This is a genomic window from Pseudoxanthomonas taiwanensis, from assembly GCF_010093135.1.
Classification (GTDB): Bacteria; Pseudomonadota; Gammaproteobacteria; order Xanthomonadales; family Xanthomonadaceae; genus Pseudoxanthomonas; species Pseudoxanthomonas taiwanensis.
The window spans coordinates 44,974-57,388 of sequence record NZ_PDWK01000009.1; the positions used below are offsets into that span (position 1 = coordinate 44,974).

Consider the following 12,415-nt stretch of genomic DNA (forward strand, 5'->3'; position numbering starts at 1 on the left):
CCGGCAGGCGCGCGCTTGGCCTATTGCGGGCGCGCGTGCGACAGCGCGCCGGCGACCGCCTGGAACAGGCGGTGCATGTCCAGCGGCCGCGGCAGGCGCTGCAGCGGCAGGTCCGCCGGCACCAGCGCCGGGTCGAACGGCGCCGCCCCATCCTCGATGACGATGGCCGGGCCGCGGTAGCCGGACTCGTACATGGTGGCCAGTAGCGCCGCGGCCGGGAACAGGGCGATGCCGCTGTCCACGATCACCAGGTCCGGTGCACCGGCCTCGGCCCAGCGGCGCAGCGCGGCGGCGCCGTCGGCGGCCAGGTCCGGCCGGTAGCCCTGGCTGGCCAGGGCGTTGCCGACCAGCGACAGCCGCGCGCCCTCGCGGAACACCAGCAGGATGCGCTCGCCGTGGCCGGCCACGGCCCCGGCCGCCGCGGCCGGTTCGACCTGCTCCGGTTCCTCCTCCGGCACCGCCGGCAGCCACAGCTCGAAGCAGGTGCCCTCGCCCGGCCGGCTGGACACCTCGATGCGCCCGCCGGCGCTCTCGACGATGCGCTTGCACGAGACCAGGCCCAGGCCGGTGCCGTCGGGCTTGGTGGTGAAGAACGGGGTGAACAGCTGCCGCAGCGTCTCCTCGCCCATGCCCACGCCGGTGTCGCGCACCGACAGCACCACCTCCTGGCCGCGCGCCTCGGCCGCCAGCTCCAGCACCCCGCCCTGCGGCATGGCGTGGATGGCGTTCAGGCACAGGTTGAGCAGGCTCTGCTGCAGCTCGGTGTAATTGGCGCGCAGCGCCAGCTCCGGATCGGCCACCCGCACCTCCAGCTGCACGGTGCGCGGCAGGCTGCCCTTGATCAGCAGCTCCACGGCGTGGAACAGGTCGGCCACGCGGAAGCGCTCGCTGCTGCGACGGGAGCCGCGCACGAACGAGAGCATGGACTCGGCCATCTCGTGGCCGCGACGGCCGCATTCGGCCACCACCGCGGCCAGCTGGTGCAGGCGCGGGTCGTCGCTGCGCTGGGCGATCAGCTCCGGCACGATCAGCAGCGGCTGCAGGATGTTGCGCAGGTCGTGGCTCAGGCCCGCGGCCAGCAGCGCCAGGCTCTCCAGGCGCTGGGTGCGCATCAGCTCGTGCTCGGCACGCTGGCGCTCCTCCTCGGTGCGTGCCTCGCGCAGCGCGCGTTCCACGGCCGCCGGCAGGCGCGCGGCGCTGTGCTTGAGGATGTAGTCGTTGGCGCCCTCGCGCAGCGCCGCCACCGCCACGTCCTCGCCCATCGTGCCGGACACGTACACGAACGGCAGGTTGGGATTGTGCGCGCGGACGATGCGCAGGGCCTCGTGCCCGGAGAAGCCGGGCATGCTCAGGTCCGACAGCACGATGTCGGGACGGAACTCGGCCAGCGCCCGGCGCAGGCCGGCCTCGTCCTCGACCCGCATGTAGTCGGCGACCAGGCCGGCCTCCTCCAGCTGCAGCTGCAGCAGCTCGGCGTCCTCGGGCGAGTCCTCGACGAACAGGACCCGCACCCGGCCTTCGCGGCTTATGGCGCGCAGGGGCATGGCTCAGCCTTCCCGCGAGGGCGCCTCGTTGACCAGCGCCCAGAACTGGCCCAGGGTCTTGACCGCCTCGAAGAACTGCTGGATGTCCACGGGCTTGACCACGTAGGCGTTGACCCCGAGGTCCCAGCTGCGCGCCAGGTCACTCTCCTCGCGGGACGAGGACAGGATCACCACCGGCATCCGCCGCAGCTTCTCGTCGGCCCGGATCCGCTGCAGCACCTCCAGCCCGTCCATGCGCGGCATCTTGATGTCCAGCAGCAGCACCACCGGCACCTCGTCGGGCCGGTCGGCGAAGCGTCCCTTGCGGTACAGGTACTCCAGCACCTCCACTCCGTCCTCCACGTGCACGATGGGATTGGCGAGGTTGGCCTCGCGCAGCGCGTCGATGGCCATTTCGGCGTCGGCGGGGCTGTCTTCGGCCAGCAGGATGGTCCGGATCGCGCTCATGTGCCAGGGCTCCCCAGGGTGTTGGTCGAATCCTGCCCCGGAGGCAGGATGAAATGGAAGGTGGCGCCGCGGTCGGGCTCGGATTCGGCCCAGATCCGGCCGCCGTGGCGGGCCAGGACCCGGCGCACGCTGGCCAGGCCGATGCCGGTGCCGGGGAACTCGCTGGCCTTGTGCAGCCGCTGGAACACCCCGAACAGCTTGCCGGCGTAGGCCATGTCGAAGCCCACACCGTTGTCGCGGACGCTGAAGTGGTGCTGGCCGTCCGGCATCCGTTCGTAGCCGACCTCGATCACCGCCGGGTCGCGTCCGGCCGAGTACTTGACCGCATTGCCCAGCAGGTTCAGCCACACCTGCCGCATCATGTTCTCGTCGGCCACCACCACCGGCAGCGGCGCGATGTGCCACTCGACGCGGCCGGGCTGCCGGCCTTCCGCCTCGGCTTCGGCGCGGCGACCCGAATCCAGCACCGCGCGCGTCTCCTCGGCCAGCGACTGCATGTCCACCGGTTGCAGCTTGAGCGCGTGCCGGCCCAGGCGCGAATACACCAGCAGGTCGTCGATCAGCGCCGACATGCGGCGGGCCGAATCGCCGATCACCTCCAGGTAGTGCCGCGCCTTGTCGTCCAGGCTGGCGCCCAGGTGCTGGGCCAGCTTGTCCGAGAAGCCGGCCACGTGGCGCAGCGGCGCGCGCAGGTCGTGCGAGACCGAGTAGCTGAACGCCTCCAGTTCGCGGTTGACCTCCGAGACCTGCTCCACCTTGCCCTCCAGTTGCCGGTTCAGCTCGGCGATGCGCGCCTGCGCGGCCTTCTGCACGGTGATGTCGCTGACCGTCATCAGCACCACGTCGTCGTCGCGGTCCGGCAGCTGCATGCGCCGGGCGTTGACCATCATGGTCCGCACCTGGCCGTCCACGGTGCGCTGGATGTGCTCGTAGTCCCACAGTTCGCGGCCGCGGGTCAACACGTCCGACAGGCGCTGGCGGATCATCGGGTCGCGCCAGGCATCGCCGATCTCCTCCAGGGCCACGCTGTGGTCCCAGGTGCGGCCGGGATCGCCACCGTACAGCTCGGCGAAGGCCGGGTTGTGCATCACCACCCGCAGCTGCCCGTCCAGCACCACGATCGGCTCGCGCACCGTCGCCAGCACCGCGCGGGCACGCTCGCTGGCCTTGGACAGCCGGCGCTCGGACTGCATCCGGTAGCGTTCCTGGCGGTGCAGCAGGTAGATCACCAGCCCCATCAGCAGCAGCTGCACCAGCAGCGCGCCCAGGCCCAGCCAGCGCACCCGCCAGCGCTGCCACTCCGCGTAGCGGGCCCGTTCGCTGAGCATCGCCGCCTCGTTGCCGATGAACTCCTGCAGCAGCTCGCGGATCTGGTAGCGGCCGTAGAGCTGGTCCACCAGCGCCACCTTCTCCGGGTCGTCCACGCCCATGGCCAGGGCGCGGGCGCCCTCGATGCGGCGCTGGAACAGGGTCTCCAGGCGCCCGGCCAGGCGCATCTGCTCGGGATTGTCGCGGGTGAGCGCGACCAGGCGCTCCAGGGCCGGGCCGACCTCGGCGATGGCCTCCTCCAGGCGCCGGTGCAGCTCCGGGTTGCCGGGACTGAGCCCCACGGCCATGCCCAGCGAGTCCACGCGGCGGATCTTCGCCTCCACCTCGCGGGCGGCGGCCTGGACCTCATGGGTGTGCCGGACCCATTCCTGGGCCGCCTGGCTCTCCGTGGTCCACTGCCGGATCAGCAGGTACGGGACCAGCAGGATCAGGATGACGGCCGAGACCAGCAGCGGCAGCCGCCAGCGGGCAATGAAGTCTTCCAGCGCACCTTCCCGCAAAACGGCCTCCTCCCCTCGGGCTTCGTCCCCGGCCACGCCGGCGCCCCGGCGCCGGCGTGCTGCCCGGTTAAGCATTGCGAAGCAGACGATAGAAAAACGTGAAGGCCGGCTCAAGGAGCCGACCTTCCGGAAGGAATCTGGTGGGCGGTGCAGGGATCGAACCTGCGACCCTTGCCGTGTGAACGACAAGATGCCCCCTTTTTGATCAATGGGTTACTCCACAAGTGATTGATTTATAAGGATGCGACACTTGGCGACACTTCGCGACGTGGTACATTTTGCAGGACGGTTGCAGGACGGTCCTGCAGAACGGAGCCCGCGACATGGCCAAAGTCACCCGCGAACACCTGACCCTGAAGATGATCAATGCCGCCAAGCCGGCGGGCTCGCTGTACCGCCTGCGCGATGCTGTCGTGCCCGGCCTGATGCTGCGTGTCACGCCAGCGGGCAAGAAGACTTGGGCTATCACATGGGGGCGCGGGCAGGAGCGCGTCATCGGCACCTATCCCGTCATGACGCTGGATGGCGCGCGCGAAGCCGCACGCCGCGAGCTGGGCGAGGTGGCCGAGCACGGCGCGCCGCTGGCCGTGGCCAAGCCGAAAGATCGCGGGACGGTCGCCGACGCCTGCAGGGACTACGTGAATGCCTTGCGCAAGGAAGGGCGAGAGGCTGCCGCCGCCGATGCCGAGCGCCGGTTTGAGCGCTGCGTCTATCCGGACCGGATCGGCAAGATCAGGCTGGCCGACCTGCACGAGGACGACGTGGCCGCATGGCGCGATCGCGTCGAGGCCGGAGACCTGCCGGACCTGCCGGTCAAGAAGGGGCGGCCGCCCGAGGCCAGGCCGTTGAGCAAGTCGAGCGCGAACCGCATTCGCGCCGTACTGGTGGCGGCACTGAATCATGCGGTGCGCCGGCGCAAGGTGTCGCCGGATCGCGTCATCGAGTGGGCGAACGTGAGGCCGCACAGGGACGCGACGCGGCGCCGGGAGCTGTATCTGGACGTGCAGCAGCGGCGATCGCTGTTGGAGGCCGCAGACGGCCCTGTGCGTGACCTGATCGAGTGTGTCGCGCTGACTGGCTGCCGGCCCGGCGACCCTGCCGCGTGCCTGCGCGAGGACTACGACGCGCGCACGGGAACCGTCCGGTTCAAGACCAAGGGCCACGACCGCAAGGTGCCGTTGTCGCCTGCCGCAAAAGCGCTGTTTGACCGGGTGTCAAGGGGCAAGCTGCCGAAGGCGCACCTGTTCACACAGGAGGGCGGCAGGGCGTGGACCGCGAAGGATTGGAGCGAGGCCATCCGCGCGGCTGCGGCGAAGGCGGGGCTGCCGTCCGGCGTGACCATGTACACCCTGCGGCACTGTTGGATCACCGATGCCATCGTCGCGGGCATGGACCTGCTGACGGTGGCGAAGCTGTCGGGAACGTCCCTGGCGATGATCGAGAAACACTACGGCCACCTGGTGCACGGGGCCGCGCGTGACAAGCTGGCTGCGGTGGACTTCCTGTGAGCGGGGCAGTTGGCCGGGGACTGGAAGGCATCGGCCCTTCCGGGATCGCAGCGGAGTACGGGAGCATGGATGAGTTCCTGCGCCCCTATTCCGACGCGACCAAAGAGGCGGCTAGGCTGATTCTTTCGGATGAGCGAACGAGGCGCCACGTTTCGCAGATGCACTGGAGCGACCTTGAGAACGTCATCCATGTGTTCGAGCTGGCGACCAATCGCAGGGCTTGGGACAGCCTAACCGGCCGGGAGCAGCGCGAATGGATGGACGCTTTCGACAAGACGTTTTCCCGACTGGTCGAGCTTCTACAGACGGCCCCGACGCCGCCAGAGTCCTGGGGATTCCCGGTGCGCATGGATGCGTTGCTGTATGCCGCCGAGGCGATGGGCGTTCCAGTTCCACCAGAGGGAGACGTGGACGGCAGGCTTTCGGCCACGCTCCGGCTTGAGGAAGCCGTGGATGCTACGGGTTGGACCATCATCGACGCCCTGCAACACTTCAAGGCACAGCAGGGATGGGACATAGCGATTCCGCAGCAGCTGCCGAAGCCGAGAGATGCGAAAGCCCCGAGGGCGGCATTCCTGCGCCAGTTGCAGAGCGTAAGCCCTGGGCTGACATCGGCCGTAGTAGCCGCGCTCGCGAGCGTGATGTTTGGCGAGGAAGTGGACGAGCGCACTGTGCGCGCGTTCAAGCCGGAGAGATTCCTGGATAAGTCCAAGAATCCATCCTAGGACGCTGCCGGCCGCCGCAGCACCCTTGCACCCGCCGCATGACGCGGCATTTCGCAAGAGGTGCATGACCGTGACAAAGCTCGAGCCGCTGAAGTTGTCAATCCGGCAAATCGCCGAAGTGACCGGCGAGTCCATCCCCACGATCTACTCCGCAATCAACGCGGGCGACCTTCAGACCTTCCTGGTCGGGCGCCGTCGCTTCGCCCGGCCTGAAGCCGTCCGCGCGTGGGTCGATCACCTGGAGGCGCAGAGCAACGCCGGCCGGCCGGTTTCCTACCGGAGCCGCGAAGCCCTGGGCGACCATCGGGGGGTGGCCTAATGGATGCGCTGACCCTGCTGCCTGAGTTCAAAACCTTCGTCCGCGTGCTGGGCGATGACATGGATGATGTCCTGCTGCTGGCACTGACTGCGGGGATTGCGGAGGCTGCGGCCTACCTTGAACGCGCGCCGGATGGAACCGTCCCTGATGAGCTGATGGGCGTTTTCTATCTGGGGCGTGCGCACTTCGACGAGGTGGACGCCGACCGCTGCCGACAGGTGGGGCGGCTGCTGCTGTTCCCGTTCCGGACCGGTTCCGGCGTAGGGGGTGCCTGATGATGCGCGCCCCTGAAAAGCGAAACCCCGGCTGGCGGGCCGGGGCTTCTGGAACGTTTGCGAGCGGGCAGCGGTTCCACGTCGATCATGCCAGCGCCGAACCCCTGCTGCAACGGCTGGAAGGCGTCCAGAAGTCCGGCAACGGCTGGCGCGCGAAGTGTCCGGCCTGCGGCGGGCGCAGCCGCAAGCTGAGCATAGCCGAGCGCGAAGGCCGCGTCCTGCTGCACTGTTTCGGCGGCTGCAAGGCCATCGAGGTGCTGGAGGCGGTCGGGCTGGGCTGGGCGGACATCATGCCGCCCCGGCACTGGCCGGAGTCGCCTGAGGAACGCAGGCAGGCGCGCCGGGCAATCCGTGAGGCGGGCTGGGCATCCGCGTTGTCTGTGCTGTCGATGGAGGCCACCATCGTGCATATCGCGGCGGCAAAGCTGCTGCGGGATGAGCCGCTGGACTGGAACGACTACTGCCGGCTGGTGAAGGCTGAGGAACGCATCGGCAACGCCCGCGCTGCACTTGTGGAGGATCGCCGATGAGCGCGACCATCGAAGAACAGGCGCGCGCGGCACTCGATGGCGTGCGGCTGACGCCGGCCAGTGCGATCCGGTGCCAGCCGATCCGGTGGCTTTGGCCGGGCTGGCTGGCGCGGGGGAAGTTGCACGTCCTCGCGGGCGCACCTGGCACCGGCAAGACCACGGCCGCCCTTGCGCTGGCGGCGACGATCACGCGCGGCGGAAGGTGGCCTGACGGCACCGTGGCACCACCTGGGCGCGTCCTGGTCTGGTCGGGTGAGGACGACCCCGCCGATACGCTGGTGCCGCGCCTGCGCGCTGCCGGTGCTGATCTTGGCCGGGTGCTGATCGTCGGCGACACGCTGACCGAGGAAGAACCCCGCCCGTTCGATCCGGCAAGAGACATCCAGGCGCTGGAATGGCAGCTGGACCACTACGACGACGTGGCGCTGCTGATCGCCGACCCCGTGGTGTCCGCCGTTTCCGGCGACTCACACAAGAACACGGAGGTTCGCCGCGCGCTGCAACCGCTGGTCAATCTGGGGCAGCGGCTGGACTGCGCGGTGCTGGGCATCAGTCACTTCTCCAAAGGCTCGGCTGGCCGCGATCCAATCGAGCGGGTGACCGGATCGATTGCCTTCGGGGCGTTGGCCCGCGTCGTGTTGGTCACCGCCAAGGGCGAGGACGGCGACCGGCTGCTGGCGCGTGCCAAGTCGAACATCGGCCCGGACGGCGGCGGCTTCCGCTACACGCTAGAGCAGATCGCCATCGGCGGCGGCATGGAGGCGTCGAGGGTGTCGTGGGGCGAGGCGCTGGAGGGCACCGCACGCGAACTGCTGGGGGCTGCCGAGCAGCAGGACGATGAACATGTTGAGCAGCACGATGCCGTCGACTGGTTGAAAGAGGTGCTGTCTGCGGGGCCTATGCCGGTCAAGGACGTGAAGAAGCAGGCGGACGAAGCAGGCTTTGCGTGGCGAACTGTTCAAAGGGCAATGCGCCGAGCAGGGGTCGATTCTCGGCGGGGTGGATTCGGTCAACCGGCCACATGGCGACTGTGCAGTCGCGCCAGTAAATCCACAGTCGCGCCATTCGCGCCACACCCTGAGAGTGGCGCAACTGGCGCGACTGGCGCGACTGACGCCACCGTGACCGACATAGCAGCCATGCGGGAACGCATCTTGGCCCGCTTCGGGAGCGCCGACGATGACCGCTGATCGTGGTGTCGCCGCCATGCTGTTCGATGCCTGCCTAACCGCCGGCGTCGATCCCGAAGTCGCCTTCGAGCACCTGGACGACATGGATGTCGCCGAGTACGGGCGCGCGCTGCGTGAGGGCTGGTTTCCTGTCGGCCACCTGCCGTTATTCATGAGGTCACTGTCCGAGGCCATCGCCGCCGGGCGCTGCCTCTGTCCGCGATGCAGGACACGGAAGTCCTGATCGGCCTGCGCACTTCTGCCAATCGCGCTATCGCCTTCAACGCTCGCCAAGTGTCGCCAAGTGTCGCCGGCAATGGTGTTTGCGCGCGGCTATTCGTGGGCGTAATTAGTACGTCCGGAACGTTCCTACACTCCGGAGAAACCGATGCCCAGCATCACCGCAATTCGCGAGCAGCGCACCAGCAAGATCGCCGAAGCCCGCACCCTGCTGGCGACCGCCGAGCGCGAAAACCGCAGCCTGACCACCGACGAGCAGTCGAAGTTCGACGCGCTCAGGACCGAGATCACCGCGCTGGAAGCTGCCGAGCAGCGCCAGCAGTTCCTGGACGACGCAGAGCGCCGCGCCGTGGGCACCGTTGTCACCGGCAATGGCGACACCCTGGCCGAGCTGGAAAAGCGCGTTTCGCTGCTGTCGGTCCTGCGAGCCGGCATGGAAGGCCGGGCGCTGACCGGTGCCGAAGCCGAGGTCCATGCGGAGCTGGAGCGCCGCCACGGTGCGCCGAAGCACGGCGGCATCCTGGTCCCGCTGTCCACCTTCGAGCGCCGCGCCAACACCACCGGCACCGCCGGGGAGTTGGTGGGCACCGATCACCGCGCCGACATGTTCATCGGCCCGCTGCGCAACTCGCTGCTGGTGCGCTCCCTGGGCGTCCGCACCCTGTCGGGCCTGACCGGCAACGTGTCCATCCCGAAGGCCGGCGCCGGCCTGACCGTGGGCTGGGTGACCGAAGGCCAGGCGCTCCCTGAGTCCGACATGGACTTCGAGAGCGTGACCCTGACCCCGCACCACGTCGGCGGCATCACCGAGCTGTCGCGGCAGCTGATCCAGCAGAGTTCGCCGGCGGTGGAAGACCTGGCCCGCGACGACCTGAGCTTCGCCATCGCGCAGGCGGTGGACCGGGCCATCATCGCCGGCACCGGCACGGGCGGGCAGCCGCTGGGCATCGTGAACATGCCGGACGTGCTGACCGCTGAGCTGCCGGCCACCTGGGCGGACGTGCTGGCGATCGAGCAGCAGCTGGCGGCGCTCAACGTCAACCCGACCGGCTGGTACACGTCGCCGGGCGTGCTGACCAACTTGCGCGGCATCCTGAAGGCGGCCAGCGCCGGCTCCGACTACATCGCCACCGCCAAGACCATCGGCGAGCTGCCGGTCGCATCGTCCAACGCGGCACCGGCCGAGACCGCCATCCTGGGCGACTGGACGCAGGTTCTGCTGGGCCAGTGGGGCGCGGTGGAGCTGCTGGTCAACCCCTACGCCGAAGCTCCCTACCGGCGCGGTGGCGTCCTGGTCCGAGCCTTCGCCACGGTGGACGTGGCGGTACGGCACGAGGAAGCCTTCGTGGTGGCGACCGCCGGGGCGCCGTAATGGACCTGGAGCGCCGCTTCGCAACCGGTGCGACCGTGGAGGGCCGCCAGCTTGTCGGGCTGGCGGCCCCCTACGGGAGCGAGACCCGGATCGCAGACTTCCGGGAGGTCATCGCCCCTGGCGCCTTCGCCCGCACGCTGAGCGAGAACCGGGACATCCTGGCGCTGGTGGACCACGACCCCGGCAAGGTGCTGGGGCGCACCCGCAGCGGCTCGCTGGAGCTGAGCGAGACGGCGCAGGGCCTGGCCTACCGCATCACCCTGCCGGACACGACCGCCGGCCGCGACCTGCGCGCCCTGGCCGAGCGTGGCGACCTGGGCGGCGTGTCCATTGGATTCATCGCCACCCGAGACAGCTGGGATGGCGACCTGCGCACGCTGCACGAGGTCGAGCTGCATGAAATCTCGATCGTGCAGGCGCACCCGGCCTATCCGACGACCACCGTATCCCTGCGCAGTCGGCAACCGGGCGACCGGGACCGTCTGGGCGTCCTGCGGTACTGGCTGGAGACATGCCGATGAGGTGGCCGTGGAAGCGCGAGAAGCGCGATGCGCCGATTGACCCGAGCTGGGCCGCACTGATCGACCGGGGCGCCCTGAGCGCGTCTGGTGCGTTCGTGGACAGCAAGACAGCCGAGAGCATCGCCACCGTCCACGCGGCCGTGAACCTGATTGCCGGCACCGTCGCCAGCCTGCCGCTGCACCTGTACCAGAGGGGCGAGAACGGCGACCGCGTGCGTGCGTCGGATCATCCGCTTTACCGCGTGCTGCACGATGCGCCGAACGAGCGGCAGACGGCGCTGGAGTTCCGGGAGCAGCTCACGGCCCACTGTCTGCTGTGGGGCAACGCCTATGCCGAGATCCACCGCGACGCGGCCGGGACCGTCACCGCGCTGACGCCGATCCATCCGCGCGACGTGACCATCGTGAAGCTGCCGAGTGGCCGGCTCCGGTATGACGTGAGCGAGGGCGGCGAGCTGCGCCGGCTGCTGGCCGATGAAGTGCTGCACCTGCGCGACCGGTCGGATGATGGCCTGGTGGGCAAGTCCCGCATCACCACCGCCCGCGAGATGCTGGGCGGCATCCTGGCGCAGCAGGAACACGGCAACCGCACCTTCGCCAACGGGGCCAAGCTGTCCGGCGTCCTGAAGACGCCGCACGTCCTGGACAAGGGCAGCGCGGAACGCATCAGCGAGAGCTGGCGCCAGCAATTCGGCGGCGCCGCCAACTCCGGCAAGGTCGCCGTGCTCGAGCATGGCCTGGAGTTCCAGCCGCTGAGCATGAGCAACGAGGATGCGCAATGGCTCGCGGCCCGGCAGTTCAGCGTCGAGGAAGTGGCCCGACTGTTCAACGTGCCGCCCGTGCTGTTGGGCGACCTGCGCCACGCCAACTTCTCCAACTCGGTCGAGATGATGCGGCACTTCGTGACCGTCACCCTGCGCCCGTGGCTTGCCCGATGGGAGCAGGCGCTGGAGCGCGCCCTAATGGGGCCGATCGCGCGCAACCGCTACTTCATCGAGTTCAGCGCCGAGGGGCTGCTGAGGGGCGACGCCAAACACCGGGCCGAGTTTTACAAGTCCGGCATCGAGGCAGGCTGGCTGCTGCGCAGCGAGGCCCGCCGCCTGGAGAACCTGCCAACCGTGGAGGGCATCGACGATGGCCCGACTGAAGACGCTTGACCCGATGAAGGCGCGCGGCATCCAGACCGCGCCCACGCCCCTGGAGCACGCCAAGCGCAAGGCGAGGCCGTCCGGCAAGCACGCCGACCCCCGGCGCACGCTGAGCCTGGACAGTGCCGCCTGGAAGCGCCTGCGCGCCCGCATCCTCGCTGAGGAGCCGCTGTGCCGCATGTGCGGCCAACCCGCCAAGGAAGGTCTGAACAACCCGCTCTGCCGCCCGGATTGCGGCATCGTGGCGCCGGCCTGGCGTCGCTTTCGAGCCGGATTTCGCCCGTGCAGGGCGGTTTTTGGCGGGTTTCCCCGCCTTACGGACGCACTGCTCCCGTCGTCGGCAACAAACGCCGGCGCGCCATCCACAGGTTCGACAGCGCGAACAGCGTCAGCACCTGCGCCGCGTTCTTCGCCAGGCCGCGGTAGCGCACCTTCGTGTAGCCGAACTGCCGCTTGATCACCCGGAACGGGTGCTCCACCTTCGCCCGCAGACTGGCCTTGTAGCGCTCCCACCGCTCGGCGTAGCGCCGCTCGCGCTCGTTCTTCATCGCACGCAGCTTCGACGGCTTCTCCGCGATCAGGAATCCGGCGTCCACGTCCTGCAGCTCCTCGCGCTTCTCGGCACCCGTGTAGCCGCTGTCGCCGCACACCGTGTCTTCCCGGCCGTGCAGCAGCTTGTGCACCTGCGTCACGTCGGCCACGTTCGCCGCCGTGCATTCCACGTGGTGCACCAGACCGGACGCGTCATCCACGCCGATGTGCGCCTTCATCCCGAAGAACCACTGGTT

14 protein-coding genes are annotated in these 12,415 nt (G+C 69.2%); 10 read left to right on the forward strand and 4 right to left on the reverse strand.

Features of this window, described 5'->3' with window-relative positions; genetic code table 11:
- Window positions 1–20: 20 nt before the first annotated feature.
- The 3 genes from CR938_RS03115 to CR938_RS03125 are packed head-to-tail and all read right to left on the reverse strand — an operon-like array spanning window position 21 to window position 3,820.
- A complete protein-coding gene (locus CR938_RS03115) occupies window positions 21–1,544 on the reverse strand; it encodes a sensor histidine kinase (protein ID WP_162123613.1) in 1,524 nt (507 codons plus the stop codon).
- A gap of 3 nt (window positions 1,545–1,547) precedes the next feature.
- The gene (locus tag CR938_RS03120; RefSeq protein ID WP_162123614.1) at window positions 1,548–1,991 is read right to left on the reverse strand and encodes a response regulator; all 444 of its coding nucleotides are present in this window, start codon (window positions 1,989–1,991) and stop codon (window positions 1,548–1,550) included.
- Window positions 1,988–3,820, reverse strand: a complete 1,833-nt coding sequence (locus tag CR938_RS03125; protein WP_246190948.1) for a sensor histidine kinase — start codon at window positions 3,818–3,820, stop codon at window positions 1,988–1,990. The genes CR938_RS03120 and CR938_RS03125 overlap by 4 nt, the downstream gene beginning before the upstream one ends.
- Before the next feature lie 323 nt (window positions 3,821–4,143).
- Here CR938_RS03125 and CR938_RS03130 point away from each other — a divergent pair, with 323 nt between their 5' ends.
- The 10 genes from CR938_RS03130 (at window position 4,144) to CR938_RS03175 (ending at window position 11,636) form a co-directional block, all read left to right on the forward strand.
- Window positions 4,144–5,328, forward strand: coding sequence for an integrase family protein (locus CR938_RS03130; RefSeq protein ID WP_162123616.1), 1,185 nt, complete (start codon window positions 4,144–4,146; stop codon window positions 5,326–5,328).
- Window positions 5,329–5,393: 65 nt separating this feature from the next.
- Entirely contained in the window at window positions 5,394–6,053 is a 660-nt protein-coding gene (locus CR938_RS03135) for a hypothetical protein (protein ID WP_162123617.1), read from the forward strand.
- Between the two features lie 64 nt (window positions 6,054–6,117).
- Window positions 6,118–6,372, forward strand: a complete 255-nt coding sequence (locus CR938_RS03140; RefSeq protein ID WP_162123618.1) for a helix-turn-helix domain-containing protein — start codon at window positions 6,118–6,120, stop codon at window positions 6,370–6,372.
- The gene (locus CR938_RS03145; protein WP_162123619.1) at window positions 6,372–6,647 is read left to right on the forward strand and encodes a phage head-tail connector protein; all 276 of its coding nucleotides are present in this window, start codon (window positions 6,372–6,374) and stop codon (window positions 6,645–6,647) included. The genes CR938_RS03140 and CR938_RS03145 overlap by 1 nt, the downstream gene beginning before the upstream one ends.
- 2 nt (window positions 6,648–6,649) lie before the next feature.
- Window positions 6,650–7,177 carry a DNA primase gene (locus CR938_RS03150; RefSeq protein ID WP_162123620.1) on the forward strand — a complete coding sequence of 176 codons (528 nt, stop codon included), beginning with the start codon at window positions 6,650–6,652 and terminating at the stop codon, window positions 7,175–7,177.
- Entirely contained in the window at window positions 7,174–8,367 is a 1,194-nt protein-coding gene (locus CR938_RS03155; protein ID WP_162123621.1) for an AAA family ATPase, read from the forward strand. The genes CR938_RS03150 and CR938_RS03155 overlap by 4 nt, the downstream gene beginning before the upstream one ends.
- On the forward strand, window positions 8,357–8,590 hold the full coding sequence (locus CR938_RS03160; protein ID WP_162123622.1) for a hypothetical protein: 234 nt from the start codon (window positions 8,357–8,359) through the stop codon (window positions 8,588–8,590). Before CR938_RS03155 ends, CR938_RS03160 begins: the two co-directional genes overlap by 11 nt.
- A gap of 144 nt (window positions 8,591–8,734) precedes the next feature.
- Window positions 8,735–9,958: a phage major capsid protein gene (locus CR938_RS03165; RefSeq protein WP_162123623.1), complete on the forward strand. Its 1,224-nt coding sequence runs from the start codon at window positions 8,735–8,737 to the stop codon at window positions 9,956–9,958.
- Window positions 9,958–10,479 (forward strand): HK97 family phage prohead protease, encoded by a 522-nt coding sequence (locus CR938_RS03170; RefSeq protein WP_162123624.1) that lies wholly within the window; start codon window positions 9,958–9,960, stop codon window positions 10,477–10,479. The genes CR938_RS03165 and CR938_RS03170 overlap by 1 nt, the downstream gene beginning before the upstream one ends.
- Complete coding sequence (locus tag CR938_RS03175) at window positions 10,476–11,636, forward strand: phage portal protein (protein ID WP_162123625.1); 1,161 nt, start codon at window positions 10,476–10,478, stop codon at window positions 11,634–11,636. Before CR938_RS03170 ends, CR938_RS03175 begins: the two co-directional genes overlap by 4 nt.
- Before the next feature lie 305 nt (window positions 11,637–11,941).
- Here CR938_RS03175 and CR938_RS03180 read toward each other — a convergent pair.
- Window positions 11,942–12,415: IS5 family transposase (locus CR938_RS03180; RefSeq protein WP_162123626.1), on the reverse strand; the 474-nt coding region annotated here is incomplete at its 5' end.

Excerpts from the sequence above, each read along its gene's own strand:
- CR938_RS03135 (WP_162123617.1), top strand. The coding sequence starts at position 5,394 with ATGGATGAGTTCCTGCGCCCCTATTCCGACGCGACCAAAGAGGCGGCT.
- CR938_RS03120 (WP_162123614.1), bottom strand. The coding sequence starts at position 1,991 with ATGAGCGCGATCCGGACCATCCTGCTGGCCGAAGACAGCCCCGCCGAC.
- CR938_RS03160 (WP_162123622.1), top strand. The coding sequence starts at position 8,357 with ATGACCGCTGATCGTGGTGTCGCCGCCATGCTGTTCGATGCCTGCCTA.
- CR938_RS03145 (WP_162123619.1), top strand. The coding sequence starts at position 6,372 with ATGGATGCGCTGACCCTGCTGCCTGAGTTCAAAACCTTCGTCCGCGTG.
- CR938_RS03130 (WP_162123616.1), top strand. The coding sequence starts at position 4,144 with ATGGCCAAAGTCACCCGCGAACACCTGACCCTGAAGATGATCAATGCC.
- CR938_RS03150 (WP_162123620.1), top strand. The coding sequence starts at position 6,650 with ATGCGCGCCCCTGAAAAGCGAAACCCCGGCTGGCGGGCCGGGGCTTCT.
- CR938_RS03115 (WP_162123613.1), bottom strand. The coding sequence starts at position 1,544 with ATGCCCCTGCGCGCCATAAGCCGCGAAGGCCGGGTGCGGGTCCTGTTC.
- CR938_RS03170 (WP_162123624.1), top strand. The coding sequence starts at position 9,958 with ATGGACCTGGAGCGCCGCTTCGCAACCGGTGCGACCGTGGAGGGCCGC.
- CR938_RS03155 (WP_162123621.1), top strand. The coding sequence starts at position 7,174 with ATGAGCGCGACCATCGAAGAACAGGCGCGCGCGGCACTCGATGGCGTG.
- CR938_RS03140 (WP_162123618.1), top strand. The coding sequence starts at position 6,118 with ATGACCGTGACAAAGCTCGAGCCGCTGAAGTTGTCAATCCGGCAAATC.
- CR938_RS03165 (WP_162123623.1), top strand. The coding sequence starts at position 8,735 with ATGCCCAGCATCACCGCAATTCGCGAGCAGCGCACCAGCAAGATCGCC.
- CR938_RS03175 (WP_162123625.1), top strand. The coding sequence starts at position 10,476 with ATGAGGTGGCCGTGGAAGCGCGAGAAGCGCGATGCGCCGATTGACCCG.